Origin of the sequence: Flavobacterium quisquiliarum (genome assembly GCF_019308285.1) — a bacterium.
Classification (GTDB): domain Bacteria; phylum Bacteroidota; class Bacteroidia; order Flavobacteriales; family Flavobacteriaceae; genus Flavobacterium; species Flavobacterium quisquiliarum.
The window spans coordinates 196,781-212,270 of the sequence record NZ_WWEM01000038.1; the positions used below are offsets into that span (position 1 = coordinate 196,781).

Below are 15,490 nucleotides of genomic sequence, written 5' to 3' on the forward strand. Positions count from 1 at the left end.
CAATGTTGCGTTTTAAGTTCCAAGTTCTAAAATCCCAAATTCTAATCTAAAATCTAAGATCAGAAATCTAAAATTTTAAAGTCTAGCAGGTTCTACCCATTTAAAGATGTGCGATTCTTTTGGAATCACAATTCTCTCAGAGATTTTAGCCATACGTGCAGGTAATTTCATTAAATAATCACGTGCTTTTTCTGCTTCATCAGTCAAATTAGAAATTTTATCAATCTCCCATTTGTTCATTAATTTCTGCATGATATCTACATAATCTGTTGCTGTATAAACACCAATACGCTGTGCAGAATCTGAAAACTGCTCAAAAGCAGTGCTGATTTTTTGTCCAGATTCTCTTAAAAAGTGAGCTGGCATAACGATTTTTTGCTTCATCATGTATTGAAAAGCCAACATCATTTCGCTAGGATCAACCTGGAAAATTCTGGTAACAAATTCACTATATGCATGATGATGACGCATTTCGTCACCTGCAATCATTTTACACATTTTAGACAATTTATTATCTCCAAATTTCTTTGCAATCTGCGATACTCTATTGTGAGATACATAAGTGGCTAATTCCTGAAAACTAGTGTATACAAAGTTTTTGTACGGGTCAGTTCCAGTTCCAATATCAAAACCGTCGTTGATCAAATGCTGTGTCGTCATTTCGATTTCACGCATGTTTACACGACCAGACAAATACAAGTATTTATTTAAAAGATCTCCGTGGCGGTTTTCTTCTCCGGTCCATTGACGGATCCATTTAGACCAACCATTACCACCATTTTCTACCTGATCTACTCCTTCTACATCCATTAACCAAGACTCATATGTAGGCAAAGCTTCTTCGGTGATTGTATCACCCACAAGCGTAACCCAGAAATCGTATGGTAATTCTTTAGCAATTTCGCGTAATTCTTTTACCTCCTCAAAGAAATTTTCTCCTTCAGAATTTGGTAAAAAATCCGACGGTTGCCAAATTTTTTCCACTGGAATTAAATACTGTTCAACGAAGCTATCCACGTTTTTTTCCAAAAACTGCATTACTTCTAATCTAATGTTTTTTATAGACATTACTTATTTTAAATTTGAGTTTACGTTGTAGCTCGGACTAAAACCTAAACCTGTTTATACTCATTTATTCCTTCTTTAACTGCTTTCTCAGTAATTTCCATCAACTCTTCAAACTTATAGTCTTTTACAGCCAAAGCCTGGTGCGCCGTAAATGTCAAATGGTTTCCTAAACCAACTGGAAACATTCCATACTTTACTATTTTCCAGGAATTATTAATACTTACTGGTACAACATACGCAGATGGTGCGTATTTGCATAAAATTTTTAAACCGCTTTGAGCGAATTCTTTTGGTTTACCCGTTTTGCTTCTTGTTCCTTCTGGAAAAATAACGGCAGATCTTGTGTGTTTTTCGATATATTCAGACAAGCCTTTGATAACTGGTATCGCTTGTTTAGGGTCTTTACGGTCAATTAAGACAGATCCTCCGTGTTTCAGATTATAAGAAACACTCGGAATTCCGCTTCCTAATTCCTTCTTACTTACAAATTTACAATGAAAACGTCTAAAGTACCAAATCATTGCCACGATATCGTACATACTTTGATGATTTGCCACAAAAATAATCGGAGCACCTTTCGGAATTGTGTCTACACCTTTCACTGTATATCTTGTCCCTACTAAATTTGTACATTTTAGAAGACAGAAATTCAGATAATCTACACTTTTCTTGTGTGCCTGATATCCGAATAAATTTAAGCAAATCCACTGAATTGGGTGAAAAACAACCAAACATAAACCAAATAATAAATAATAAATTACCGATATTGGATAAGAAATAATTTTTTCCATGCTTCAAAAATTAATGCGCAAAAGTAGTAAATATATTTTTAGACTTATTAAAATTGAAAACAATAACCGATTTTCTGGTTTAATTGTACCTTTGTCGCAGAATTTGCAAATCTTTTCTGAATTAAATGAACTTCAAATACCCTAAAAACGAGCGTTTAAAAAGCAAAACCACTATTGGATTACTGTTTTCTGAAGGAAAATCGGTTTCCAAATACCCGCTTCGTTTGGTTTACCGTCAAGCGGAAGAAAATTCAGAAGAACAGACTAAAATTGGTGTTTCGGTTTCCAAGAAATATTTCAAGAAAGCTGTTGACCGCAATTATTTCAAAAGAGTTTTAAGAGAAACCTATCGTTTGAACAAACATTTGCTTTTGGATAATCTAAATGAAAAATATTCGATTATGCTTTTTTATCAGACCAAAGACCGATTATCTTACGATGAAATCAACACCAAAACGATTCAGTTATTTGAGAAGTTTACTGCTCAGATAAACAAAACACAGGATTCTGAACAGAAAACCGAATCGTAAATCCCAAAACGTAAGATTAATAATCAAATTAGACAAAAAAATCGTAGTTTTAGCTCTAAATTGAAATTTTATGCGTCGACTTTTCTTTTTATTGGTTTTGGTTTTAATTCTTTTAGGTTGTAGTAAATCTTCGGCTTCAGCAGAAGAAAATTATGCTATCGCAACAGTCCAGCTTCCTCCAAAAAGCAGTTCGGATTCTTATGAAAAAAGTGCAGATCCAAAAGCTCCGCCAGTTCCAAAAGAGAAAGAACAAATCGAGCAAAAAATCATAAAAGAAGCGACTTTAAAATTCGAAACTGATAATTTAGAAAATTCATTCAGTCAAATTCAAAAAGCCGTTTCGAATAGTAAAGCAAGAATTATAAACGATTCTGAAGGAAAAGATTTTGCCACACTTTTTAGAAATCTTACTATAAAAGTACCAAGCCAGAATTTTGACCGTTTTATAAATGATGTCTCCAAAGGTGTTTCTTATTTTGAGGTTAAAAATATTTCTGCTCAAGATGTTACAGAACAATTTATTGATCTGACTTCAAGGCTAAAGACCAAGAAAAAACTAGAAGAACGTTATCTTGAAATTTTAAAGAAAGCAAACAAAGTCAGCGAAATTTTAGAAATTGAAGAACAGATTTCAACCATTCGTGAAGAAATTGAAGCCAAGGAAGGTCAGCTGAAATATTTAGAAAGCCGTGTTTCTGAAAGCACGATCACCATAGAATTTTATAAAACAATTGCCGAAAAAGAAGGCGTTAAAATATCATACGGTTCCAAAATTTGGAACGCAGTTAAATCAGGATTCTATACTTTATCCGATTTATTGCTTTCTTTATTAAGTGCCTGGCCGTTTGTAATTTTAATTGTAGTATTTGCCTATTTTATTAGAAGAAGATTAAAAAGAAGAAAAAAAGAATAATCATGTATCCGTATTTCAAAAAGAAATTTATTATACCAGTCGCTGCGGCGGGAATGTTGTTTGTGGGAACCAGTTTTAAAGAAGATTTCTTTGAAATTGCCAAACAGATTGAGATTTTCACAACCTTATTCAAGGCCGTAAATACGAATTATGTAGACGATACCAATCCAGGGGATTTGATGGATAAAGCCATTAAAAGCATGCTGGCAAGTCTTGATCCGTACACGGTTTATTTTAACGAACAGGATGTTGTCAACTTCAAAATCAATAATACAGGAGAATACACAGGAATCGGTGCTTTGATTTCCAGAAAAAAAGACCGTTTGGTTGTTCGCGAACCTTACAAAAATTATCCTGCTGACAAAGCCGGATTAAAAGCGGGCGACGAAATTATCCAGATTGGCGATGTTTTGATTGCCGATTTTAAAGACGATGCTTCTCAATTATTAAAAGGAACAAAAAACACTAAAATCAATATCAAATACCTGCGTCAGGGAAAACCTAATACTACTGTTTTAGTTTTGGATGAAGTCGATATTAAATCGGTTCCTTTTTACGGAAAAATTGATGATAAAACCGGATATATAGTTTTGGCACATTTTAGCAGAAAAGCTTCAAACGAAGTAAAAGAAGCTTTAGAGAAATTAAAAGCAGACGGCGCAACACAAATCGTTTTAGATTTAAGAGGAAACCCTGGAGGATTACTAAACGAAGCCATTGATATCTGTAATTTATTTGTTCCAAAGAATGAAGTTATTGTAACGACAAAATCCCGAATCGAAAAACACAACAACACTTATAAAACACAAAAAGAACCAGTCGACACTCAAATTCCGTTAGCGATTTTAGTAAACGGAAGAAGTGCTTCGGCATCTGAAATTGTTTCCGGTGCTTTACAGGATTTGGATCGCGCCGTGGTTTTAGGCAGCAGAAGTTTCGGAAAAGGTTTGGTACAACGTTCTGTTGATCTGACTTATGGAACGCAATTAAAAGTGACTATTTCGAGATATTATACGCCTTCGGGCAGATGTATTCAAGCTTTGGATTATGCACATAAAGACAAAAACGGAGTTGCAACAAAAACGGATGCTAAAAACTTTAACGCTTTTAAAACTCGAAAAGGAAGAACGGTTTATGACGGTGGCGGCGTTTTACCAGATATCGAATTGGAAGAAACTAAAACTAGTGCAATCGCAACAGCTTTGATTAAAAATGATGGCGTTTTTGATTATGCAACAACGTATTATTATAAAAACCCAAATCTTGGAGATAAAATTCCAACCATCACAGATACAGATTATGCTGCTTTCAAGCAATATTTGAAAACCAACAAAATCACATTTGATACAGAAACCGAAGTGGCTTTGAAAAATACATTAGCCGCAGCAAAAAATGAAAAAATTGACGAAACTATTGCTCCCGAATATCAGCAATTATTAGCGGCTTTAGAAAAAAGCGAAACGACTTTATTGGATAAAAACCAAAAAGAAATCAAAAACATGATTCAGGAAGAACTAATTAAGAGATACCAATATCAGGAAGGTTTGTATCAGTTTTACATCAAAAACAATTCAGAAATTAAAAGAGCTGTAAGTGTATTAAATAACCAGACAGAATATAAAACGATTTTAAAAATGTAGAGAATGGTTGCCGCGAAGGCACTAAGACGCAAAGGGTATTCTTTCTCATTTTAGGATTAATTAAACTTTGCGACTAATGCCTTCGCGACAAAAGCAATAAAAAAGCCACTAAGAAATACTTTCCAAGCGGCTTTCAAAAAACAATGGTTTTGGTATAGTTAGCTTATGTTAAAAAAAATTATAGCTTTTACTAAAATAATCTAACATCAAAAATACCAACCTATTAGTTTTAATACATCCAATAAAAGTTATTAAAATATCAGATTAGGGTAAATTTTTTCAATGTGATGTTTTTCTCTTTTATATTTTATATGATTTCAAAAAATAAAAGAATATTCTGCTTATTTTTTTAGCATAGCTCCCGTATCATCTCAATGTGCGGAATATCATCTTCTAAATACATTTCGCTTGTCTGTACAAAACCGTGGCTTTCGTAAAACTTCTTTAGATATAATTGTGCTCCAATCGTTATTTTGTCTTTTCCAAAGTTGGATTTAATACCTGCAATAGCTTCTCGCATTAATTCGTGTCCCCATTTTCTGTCTCTGTAATTGGCATCAACAACTACCCTTCCGATTGAAGCATTATCAAATGAAATACCAGCATCGAATAAACGGGAATAGGCCACAATTTTGCCTTCATATTCTCCAATTAAATGTAAAGCTTTCTTGTCTTTGCCGTCAAGATCCAAATAAACGCAGTTTTGCTCTACTACAAAGATTTCACTTCGCAATCTGAGCACATCGTATAGTTCGTTTACATTTAATGCCTCAAAAGGCTTTATTTTCCATTTTAACATTTCGCTGTTTTTTTGCCACGAAGGCGCTAAGGCACAAAGTTATTCTTAAGATTGCGTTTGAATCTTGCAAAATCACAAAGTCGCTAAGTTTTTTTCTACTAAGGCACAAATCTGCCACAAAGGCACTAAGACGCAAAGTTAAGTTTTATTTTCAACTGAAAATATAAAAGGCGCTAAGACACAAATACAAGTTTCGTTAAGAACTGAAACAAAACCTTTATGCCTTAGCGCCTTTGTGGCTGAAAAAAATTACTTCTTCTTCATTAGAATTTCCATGCTTTTATATTCTGTACCATTTTTTGTATCGTACATTTCCATTTTTCGTGTTTTTGGATCTACAATGGTATAAACTTCCCGGTAAGATGATTTTTTTGCGGTGGCTGGATCTACAAATTCTCCTTTGAATTCGACACTTTTTGTACTTTCGTCATATTTACCAATTCCAACCATCATTCCGGTTCCCATGTTATCAATAAAAATAGAGGTGTATTCTTTACTTGCATTATTGAAAGCCAATGTACTTTTACCTTCAAACGGAGCGCCCATTATTTTTCCGACATAATTTGCTTCTTGATAACGTCCGCCTAAAATCATTTTGATGGTCGCCACTGAGGATGCTTTTTCGGGTTTTCCATTTGGTTCATACCAAAAGGTCATTTCACAATTCCATGTTCCTACTTCATCAGCCATTAATTTATGAGGTTCGCCCGGAGTTGCAAAATCTTGCCATGCTTTGGCTACTGCTGCAGAGTCTGCTGGTTTTTCGACTACTGACTCTTCTGTTTTAATGCTGTCTGAAACTTTTGGTTCGGTTACTGTTTCGGTTTTTACTTCTTTTTTACAAGAAATAAAACACATTACAAACAATACTACTGTTGCGGTTAATTTTTTCATAACTATTTGTTTTTATGTTTGTTACAAAAACAAAAGTAAGAAATATATTAAAATGTTTTGTTTTTGGTTTCAGCTTTGATGTTTTACGTTTATGCGAATGTTTGTTTAACCGCAAAGAGCGCTAGGGTTTTACGCAAAGCACGCTAAGTTATTTGTCATTATATAAAAGTAAAGTTCGCAAAGTTTTTTAAGCTTTGCGAACTTTGTGTATATCTTAGCTCCCGATAGCTATCGGGATTGCGGTTAAAATTAATCGCAAAGAGCGCGGTGGTTTTTCACACAGATTAAAGGGATTTTCTCTTTTTGCTTTTGCCACAAATTACACAAATTAGCACAAATTTTTTTTATAATTTAAAACTATGAATTGGCGTAATTAGTGAAATTAGTGGTAAAAAATATCTTTGAGTTCTTTGCGTAAAACCTTGCGAACTTTACGGATAAGAAAAAACTACCTCTTCTCCACTTTAACCGATTTGATAATGGCTTCTAGCTCCAGCATTAAATCTCGTTCTTGATTGGATGGTGAATAACAAAAACCTTCAATAACCAAAAGACGGTTATACATTTTATCTACAATAGCATAATTGATAAAAGGACCTGCCATAAAATCGTTCTTTAATTCCCAAGTTCCTTTGGTTTCAAAAGCTTCTTTGCCATCTAAAGTTACTTTTGAAAAATAAGGTGCATAAGCTTCGCTCGTAATCATAGGCGTATTGGGTTCACGACCTTTTATGTAGCGTCCGACAGAATCGCGCATGCGTACTATGGAATTGACGATATCTTTCCTTTTTTCAAAATTATGCAATGGTATTTGATAAACCAGTAAACTTGTATTACCACTAATAATCTCTTTTTTCAGCCAGATAAAATTCTTTTTGTGCAACATATATTCATATCCTGTTGGAATCTGAATATTCATGTGGAATTTATTCTTGATAATTGCTGGATTCAAAAGTGACTTGCGGTTATCTTCCTGCACTTTTTCAATTTCGGCATTGCGAATCTGCCTAATTATTTCCGCAGAGTTTTGTTCGATGCTACAGATAAGATCATCGATTGATTTTTCGTATATACGGAAAGTATTGTGGGGTAATGTTTTACTGTGAATGATTTCGAATTTTTCGGCCGTTGTTTTTTTAACCACGATAATACTTCGGCTGTCAGTCACAAATCCTTCCAGCAGACGCGCTGGATATTGGTTGATGGTAAAAAGTGGTTCTTCTTGTGTAAGTCCTAGAACCGGTGAAGCAAATTTATTTCGAATACTATCACCTACTTCTCCATACCATAATTGATCATCAATAATAATTGAAATAGTATTGGGTTTTCCAGAAACAGATTCATCTTGTTTTCCTCCTTTAAGACAAGAAATCAATAAAAACGGAAGTAATAGCAATAAAAAATGGGTTTTATTCATTTTCTTAATTTATGAAATAAAACCCAAATTTAAATAAGATTTTTCTTTTATCCGTTTATTTTAAGTTTCATTCCCGGTTTAATATCTTCATCTTTAATGTCATTCCATTTTTTTATATCTGAAATGGTTACTCCAGGATATTTTTTAGAAATGCTGTATAAAGAATCTCCTTTTTTAACGTAATAATCTTCACTAACGTTTTTAGAAGTTGCTTTTTTCTTGAATGTATCAACCGAGTTTGATGCAATTGCTGTTGAAGCCGGCTCTTCTATCACTATTGCTGCTTTAGAAATAATTAATGTTTTTCCTAAACCAATGTTATTTGAAGTTAAATTGTTAAGTTCTTTTAACTCCGCAATAGTCGTACCGAATTTCTTTGCAATGCTGCCTAAATTATCTCCAGCTACCACAACATAGTCCATATCTACAGCTGTTTTCTCTTTATTTTCTGCAGATGCAACAGCTTGTTCTCTATCTACAGCAGGAATTGTCTTAACAGGAGCTTCCTCTTCAGATTTAATTTTTAAGCTTCTTCCAATTGCTACTGCATTAGTTTTCAAGTTATTCCATTTTTTAATTTCTGAAATACTCACATCATATTTAGCTGCAATTGCTCCTAAATTATCTCCTTTTCTAACTTTATAAAATTCGAAATCCCCTTTCTCAACTGCTGCTGGTTTTGTCGCAGCTGGTTTTGCTTTTGGAGCATATTTCACAGCCAGTCTTGAAGAAGTCGATCGAAACTCTGTATCATGTTTCACATAAGCATAAATCTGTTCTTCATTGGAAACAAAAGTTGCGATTTTATCTTTTGGAAGTCTGATAAAATGCTGTTCTCCTTGATAATAAGGAACCACATTCATTTTATAAGATGGATTTAAAAGCTGAATCTGAGATTGTGGCATGTCTAACAAATCGGCAATCTGTTTGAAAGACATTTGATTTTTGATTGCTATCGTATCGGTTTCAAAGTTTTTAACGACAGCTCTTTCTGGGTTAATTCCGTGTTCTTTATGATATTCAAAAAGATACATTGTTGCTAAGAAAGCGGGAACATAACCTTGAGTTTCTTTTGGAAGGTAATTACGGATGTCCCAGTATTTGGTTTTTCCGCCAGAACGACGAATTGCTTTAGTAACATTTCCTGGTCCTGAGTTGTAAGATGCTAAAACCAGTTCCCAGTCACCAAAAATATTGAACATCTTGGTCATGTATTCAGAACAGGCAGCAGTAGCTTTAAGAGGGTCGCTTCTCTCGTCAATATACGAATCGATTTTTAAAGCGTATTGTTTTCCGGTTCCATACATAAACTGCCAAAGTCCCGTGGCGCCCATTTTAGAAACTGCTTTAGGATTTAAAGCAGATTCTACAACGGCTAAATATTTTATTTCCAAAGGAACATTGCTTTTTGCAAAAGACTCCTCAAAGATTGGGAAATAATATTCTGATAAAGCCATTAATCGAGAAAACGATTTTTTACGGTTCTTAAGAAATGACTTTATTATATTTTCTAAACCTTGATTGTATTCAATCTCAAAAGGTGATTTCTCATTCATCGCTGCCAAACGCTGTTTTAGCAATTCGGTCGGCAGTTCTTGATCAACAGTAACGTCTTTGTTGATGGTTTGAATGTCTTTGGTCAGGTCGTCATAAATATCCAAACTTACTAATTCGTTCATCCATAAACTATCTACTTTTGAAGCTAGATCGTTTCTTTTGAATGTACTTTTAATAGAATCTAAATATGTTAACTTAACTTCTGGTTTACTTTCTAAAGTTGATGCTGTTTCTTGTGAAAAGGCAGCCATCGTAAAGAAAGCAGAAACCACTATTGATATTTTCCTTACAATCATATAACATTATTTTAAAATTCTGTAATTCAAATAATTACGAGAAGTGTACTTTTGCAAAAATAAACCCTTTATCGAAGAAAACTAATTAAAAAAATGTTAATTGTGATATTTTAGTCTAGAATCGCAGCGATACCAGGTAAAATTCTTCCCTCTAACATTTCAAGCATAGCCCCGCCACCAGTAGAAACGTAGCTCATTTTATCTTCAAATCCGAACTGTTTTACAGCAGCAACAGAATCTCCTCCTCCTACTAATGAAAATGCTCCGTTTGCAGTAGCTTCTGCAATATAATCTCCTAATGCGATTGTTCCTTTAGAGAAAGTTTCCATTTCAAAAACGCCTAATGGACCATTCCAAAGAATTGTTTTAGACTCTAAAATTACTTTTTTGAAGTTCTCCAAAGATTTTGGACCTGCATCCAAACCTTGCCATCCGTCAGGAATTGCAGTTACATCTACAATCTGAGTGTTTGCTGTGTTTGAGAAATCATCTGCAGCAACAACATCAACCGGAATATGAACTTGAACATTTTTCTCTTTTGCTAATCTTAAGATTTCTAAAGCTAAATCTAGTTTGTCATCTTCGCAGATTGATTCACCAATTTTTCCACCTTGTGCTTTAATGAAAGTAAATGTCATACCTCCACCAATAATCATGTGATCTACTTTATCTAAGATATTTTCTATAACCGTGATTTTAGACGAAACCTTAGAACCACCAAGAACAGCTGTTACAGGTTTTTCACTGTTTTTAAGAACTTTGTTTAAACTGTCTATTTCTTTAGCCAATAATGTTCCGAAACATTTTTTGTTTTCGAAAAACTGTGCAATGATTGTAGTCGATGCGTGCGCTCTATGAGCTGTACCAAATGCATCGTTTACATAAATATCTCCAAGAGAAGCTAATTCTTTAGCAAAAACAACATTTCCTTCTTCTTCTTCAGCGTGGAAACGTAAATTTTCTAATAAAAGAACTTCACCTGGCTGTAAGTTTTTAGCAGCTGTCTGAGCTGGCTCTCCAATACAGTTTTCAGCAAACTTAACTTCAACTCCTAAAATTTCAGAAGCTGTTTTTAAAATATGTTTTAAAGAGTATTTTTCCTCTGCACCTTTTGGTCTTCCTAAATGCGACATTAAGATTACACTTCCGCCTTGTGCTAAAATAGCATCAATAGTTGGTTTTGCTGCTTCAATACGTGTAGTATCCGTTACATTAAAATTCTCATCCAACGGCACATTAAAGTCTACACGGATAATTGCTTTTTTATTTTTAAAATCGAAATCGTTTAAAGTTTTCATCTTGATAATTTTTAGTTTTTTTTAGAAAGAAAAACAAATATAGGACTTTTAGACTTGTAATAAATTCGAATAAACTAAAAAAGAAGCAAGAAAAAGAACGAAAACGTTATAAATTTACAAAAAAAATGGTTTATTTAAGAATAAAAACAATTTTAGACCACAATTCAATACTGCCTTTTATAAAAAAACCTTTCCTGTCAACAGAAAAACAGGAAAGGCAAAAAATGAATTAGGATTTATTTTTTGTTTTTGGACGATGAATTAGTCTTCTGTCTGAATAAAACAAATAGACAAATTGTTCTGAACTGGAAACATGATGGTTTCATATTCGTTTTGACTTTCAACGTTTTTAGAAACCAAATAATTTCCTTCAATAATTCCGAAATAATTTAATAAAGGCGTGTAAAAAGTAATTCCAATTTTGTGTTTGGATATATCGGTTATATCTGTATTTATAATGTCCAACTGATAATTGAGAAAAGGAAAATAGTTGTTACCTAAAACATCTGTAACACGATGAAAATTTCCTTTTAATTGTTCCACATAACCGCTCGCCGCGATTCCTGTTAAGAAATGCAGCTGTTTTGCTTTTTCGTTTTCACTCAGTAATTCTCGAAAGGTATTCTTCGGACTTGTTCTTGAATTGAACTGCTGGCTCTGCATCTGGTATTCTTTGAATGTATCTTCAAAAACATATTTATCCCACAAAGAAGAGGACGAATTATCTATAATAATACGATAAGCCAATTTTATTCTGGTGATTTTCATGAATTAAGTGCTTTTAATGGAACTTCTATCACCATTATAATGGCATTTTCTGAAAGAGCTTCCCATTCAATTTTACTAGTTTCCCTTAAAGCTAATCCGTCTTTGGCTTCCAAAAGTCGGTCTTCTACTTCAAAAGCACCGTTGAGTACAAAAACAAAAACACCATTTTTGGAATTTCTCAAAGTAAACGATCCGTGTTTTCTTCCATCGTATATTCCGATAAATCCAAGTGCTCTTTCCACTTCAAACAAAGAATAAAGTTTGTTATGTAAACTAAAATCAAATTTATACTGTTGGAAATAGTTCTTGAAATACTGTTTTCCCATATCAAATTCGATTTCGAGATAACTCACATTTTCATTATCATAAGGATTAAAGATTTCAACATTTAATTCGTCATCAGCGGCGAGAACCCGAATTTGATCTACACGCAAAAACTCAGCATTGCCAATACTATCTTTATATTCGATTCCGCCAAACAGAGGCAGAATAATGACATTTGTTTTTGATTTTATAAGTCGGGTAATGCGTTGCTGTGGTGCCAATATTACCTCATTCAAAATTTTTAACGATCCAAATGCATTTCTAGATAAATCCTGATATTGTTCAAAATTAAAAGTCGCAAAACAATTGTGTTTTCCTGAATTGAAAACGCCTCTTAAATCGGACTTATAAATTTGGGCTTGAATCTGCGCTATCATGGTAAACTATTTTAAAAAACTAACTTGCAACGTTGATCGTATGCGTTAGAACATACCCTTCACTGATACTTCCTGTAACTGTTCCTAATTCATTTGCCACTGAATCAGAGAACACATTGTCAGACGCATTATAAGTGTAACCAGACAATCCTTTGGTATAACCATTTGCCGTTGATGCGTTTACTGTAGCCACTGCACTATTGGTTCCTTCTGGAAATGCAATTTGTGTTACCAATAAAGAAGTACCGCTTGCATTGTAAATATGAACGTGAATATGAGTGGCACGACCTGAATACCATCCTGGAAAAATAGACGTAAAAGTTACCAAGCCATTTTCGTCTGTAGTTTGTCTTCCTCTTAAAAAGTGATAAGAAGTATAATTGACAGACTGCATTGATGTTCCTCCGTATTCTGAATAATATCCATCTTTATCGCAATGCCAAATATCGACAATCGCGTCTTTTAGTACAGCACAACTTGCTTTGGTATTTTTGATTGTGATTTTAATAGTAAAAGCCACTCCAGTTCTATCCATCACAATATTTGATTTTACCAAAGATGATGGTGTAATGGTTGGAAATGGACCTGCGGTTTCTGATGGTGTTACCGAACAGCTGCTTGAAGATGATCCAGACCCTGAACTTGAACCTGAATCTGTTCCAGTTGATGCCTCTGATGAGTCACCATCTTTACTGCATGCGTTTATAATTGGAATGGCCAAAGTACCAATTCCTACTAAACCCAAGCCTCTTAAAAATTCTTTTCTTTCCATTTTTTTGTCTTTTTAAATGTTATTCAATGAAATGATTAACAGTTATTTTGAAGTAAAATTATTGGAAATTGAGACGTTGTAAAAAGTTTGAGGTAAACGTTATAATTTATGAGGTAAACAGATGAAATATATTTTTTTGTAATAAAATTCTCTTTCAAAAATTTAATCATTTCCCTTCGAAAAGAGTAAAAAAAGCTTCTTCGTAACTTGCACTAATTGGAATTTCGACCTGATCAATGTAAATGATTTTGTTTCTTATTTTAGAAACTTTGGAAATGGGAATAATAAAGGAACGATGTACACGCACAAATTCAGTCTCAGGCAATTTTTGAATGATTGCTTTTAAGGTCATACGTGCAACAACCGTTTTTTGATCTTTGATATGAATCTTTACATAATCATCCAAACCTTCAATATACAAGATATCCGAAAATAAGATTTTAATAAGACTGTAATCGGCACGAATGAAAAGATACTGTTGCTCGATGTTTTGGTTTTGCAGTTTCCATTGCGAATACGCTTTTTCGGCTGCGAGTTGAAATCTTGAAAGGGAAATTGGTTTTAATAAATAATCGGTTGCGCTTAATGTAAAACCTTCAACAGCAAATTCAGAATAAGATGTTGTAAAAATGACCATGGTTTTGTGCGGTAGTTTTTTATAAAAATCTAATCCAGAAATCGATGGCATGTTGATATCCAGAAAGAGCAGATCGACAGGGTATTTTTTTAGATATTTAAATGCTTCATCCGATTTTGTAAAAGTCCGTTCCAAATCTATGTAATCAATAGTATCACATAAACTCTGAAGGATTTCTAATGCTAATGGCTCGTCATCTAAGGCTATTGCTTTTATCATCGTATTTTAACGCTCAAATTTACGACATACTTTTCTGCTGTATCTTCAATCATTAAAGCATGTTTGTTAGGATATACCAACTTTAATCTTTCCACTGTATTCTGAAGTCCAATACCAGAATCAGATTGAACTGAGAATGTCTTTTTATTAGAAACGTATAAAGTTAGTATTTCTTCTTCAATATCAATTTTAATATAAATTTCGGAAGTCTGATCGGGATTCACACCATATTTGAAAGCATTTTCTATAAAAGAAATTAAAATAAGCGGTGTTATTACTTTTCCGTGTGTGCTTCCTACTACTGAATAATTGATATTTACTGTATTTCCTAAACGTGTTTTTTGAAGAGAAATAAAATTGCTGATGTAATTGATTTCTTTGGTTAAATCGATAACCTCATCATTAGAATTGACCATAATGTAACGCATTAGCTCGGACAATTGCACCACAGCATCTGGTGTTTTGTCATCTTTTTTTAAGGCAAGCGCATAAATACTATTCAATGTATTAAACAAGAAATGCGGATTAATTTGTGCTTTTAAAAAGGCTAATTCAGATTTTACTTTTTCTTTCTCCACACTCTGCAGTCTTCCAGAAATAGCAAAAAGCAGACTGGTAGCTACGCCAATTAGATATACAAGTGTCGTATGCCCGTATTGAGTTGGTGGTCCTCCCTTAAATCCAAAAGACATGGGGTAATTCCCATGCGGAGGTGGTGGAAATCTTCCATCAAATGGTTTAGGATGACCGGCAAACTTTCCTGAATGGTATTCGAAATCTAAAAAGTTTCGGCTTGGATGATCCAAAACAGTTGAAATCCAAAGAAAGAATAAAAGAAAAACGATTACGATTAAATAGTACAGAAGCTTTTTATCTGAAAAGTAAAGTTTCGGAATTAAATAATAATAGTTGAAGTAAAAAAAACAAAGAAGCGTGAAATAGATAAAGAAGTAAATCCTGTCATGCGCATCGGTGTACAAATGCGGTAATGAAAAAACGGTATTGGTTGACGTAAATGCGTACGGCAAAAATAAAAAAGCGAGGCACAATACTATGTGTTTCGCATAAAATGAAAATTTTGCTTTCATGGTTCAAATTTGGTTTATACCTTTTTGAAAAACAAAACGATAAAACTCAAATTTAATGTTATTGCAGCTTTATTTCAAATTATTGCGGTAAAAACACCTAAT

15 protein-coding genes are annotated in these 15,490 nt (G+C 33.5%); 3 read left to right on the top strand and 12 right to left on the bottom strand.

Annotated elements, in window-relative coordinates; genetic code table 11:
• Positions 1-75: 75 nt before the first annotated feature.
• Positions 76-1,068, bottom strand: a complete 993-nt coding sequence (locus tag GSY47_RS21695; protein WP_179003843.1) for an acyl-ACP desaturase — start codon at positions 1,066-1,068, stop codon at positions 76-78.
• A gap of 44 nt (positions 1,069-1,112) precedes the next feature.
• Positions 1,113-1,859 (bottom strand): lysophospholipid acyltransferase family protein, encoded by a 747-nt coding sequence (locus tag GSY47_RS21700; RefSeq protein ID WP_179003844.1) that lies wholly within the window; start codon positions 1,857-1,859, stop codon positions 1,113-1,115.
• A 125-nt stretch (positions 1,860-1,984) separates the two neighbouring features.
• Here GSY47_RS21700 and rnpA point away from each other — a divergent pair, with 125 nt between their 5' ends.
• The 3 genes from rnpA (at position 1,985) to GSY47_RS21715 (ending at position 4,942) form a co-directional block, all read left to right on the top strand.
• Complete coding sequence (gene rnpA / locus GSY47_RS21705) at positions 1,985-2,389, top strand: ribonuclease P protein component (protein WP_179003845.1); 405 nt, start codon at positions 1,985-1,987, stop codon at positions 2,387-2,389.
• 70 nt (positions 2,390-2,459) lie between these two features.
• Complete coding sequence (locus tag GSY47_RS21710; RefSeq protein WP_179003846.1) at positions 2,460-3,302, top strand: DUF4349 domain-containing protein; 843 nt, start codon at positions 2,460-2,462, stop codon at positions 3,300-3,302.
• 2 nt (positions 3,303-3,304) lie between these two features.
• Positions 3,305-4,942: a S41 family peptidase gene (locus GSY47_RS21715; RefSeq protein WP_179003847.1), complete on the top strand. Its 1,638-nt coding sequence runs from the start codon at positions 3,305-3,307 to the stop codon at positions 4,940-4,942.
• Positions 4,943-5,291: 349 nt separating this feature from the next.
• On the opposite strand, the gene GSY47_RS21720 is transcribed toward GSY47_RS21715, so the two are convergent.
• From GSY47_RS21720 to GSY47_RS21765, 10 genes are all read right to left on the bottom strand, one after another.
• Positions 5,292-5,741 (bottom strand): GNAT family N-acetyltransferase, encoded by a 450-nt coding sequence (locus tag GSY47_RS21720; protein WP_179003848.1) that lies wholly within the window; start codon positions 5,739-5,741, stop codon positions 5,292-5,294.
• A gap of 249 nt (positions 5,742-5,990) precedes the next feature.
• Positions 5,991-6,635: a DUF1579 domain-containing protein gene (locus GSY47_RS21725; RefSeq protein ID WP_179003849.1), complete on the bottom strand. Its 645-nt coding sequence runs from the start codon at positions 6,633-6,635 to the stop codon at positions 5,991-5,993.
• A gap of 448 nt (positions 6,636-7,083) precedes the next feature.
• Positions 7,084-8,052: a DUF4837 family protein gene (locus GSY47_RS21730; RefSeq protein WP_179003850.1), complete on the bottom strand. Its 969-nt coding sequence runs from the start codon at positions 8,050-8,052 to the stop codon at positions 7,084-7,086.
• Between the two features lie 47 nt (positions 8,053-8,099).
• Entirely contained in the window at positions 8,100-9,905 is a 1,806-nt protein-coding gene (locus GSY47_RS21735; protein ID WP_179003851.1) for a LysM peptidoglycan-binding domain-containing protein, read from the bottom strand.
• 110 nt (positions 9,906-10,015) lie between these two features.
• Positions 10,016-11,203 carry a phosphoglycerate kinase gene (locus tag GSY47_RS21740; protein WP_179003852.1) on the bottom strand — a complete coding sequence of 396 codons (1,188 nt, stop codon included), beginning with the start codon at positions 11,201-11,203 and terminating at the stop codon, positions 10,016-10,018.
• A gap of 261 nt (positions 11,204-11,464) precedes the next feature.
• Positions 11,465-11,971: a hypothetical protein gene (locus GSY47_RS21745; RefSeq protein ID WP_179003853.1), complete on the bottom strand. Its 507-nt coding sequence runs from the start codon at positions 11,969-11,971 to the stop codon at positions 11,465-11,467.
• Positions 11,968-12,672, bottom strand: a complete 705-nt coding sequence (locus GSY47_RS21750; protein WP_179003854.1) for a pirin family protein — start codon at positions 12,670-12,672, stop codon at positions 11,968-11,970. Before GSY47_RS21750 ends, GSY47_RS21745 begins: the two co-directional genes overlap by 4 nt.
• Positions 12,673-12,691: 19 nt before the next feature.
• Positions 12,692-13,444 (bottom strand): dioxygenase family protein, encoded by a 753-nt coding sequence (locus tag GSY47_RS21755; protein ID WP_179003855.1) that lies wholly within the window; start codon positions 13,442-13,444, stop codon positions 12,692-12,694.
• Between the two features lie 166 nt (positions 13,445-13,610).
• A complete protein-coding gene (locus tag GSY47_RS21760) occupies positions 13,611-14,300 on the bottom strand; it encodes a LytR/AlgR family response regulator transcription factor (protein WP_219071532.1) in 690 nt (229 codons plus the stop codon).
• The gene (locus GSY47_RS21765; RefSeq protein ID WP_179003857.1) at positions 14,297-15,388 is read right to left on the bottom strand and encodes a sensor histidine kinase; all 1,092 of its coding nucleotides are present in this window, start codon (positions 15,386-15,388) and stop codon (positions 14,297-14,299) included. The genes GSY47_RS21760 and GSY47_RS21765 overlap by 4 nt, the downstream gene beginning before the upstream one ends.
• Positions 15,389-15,490 lie beyond the last annotated feature (102 nt).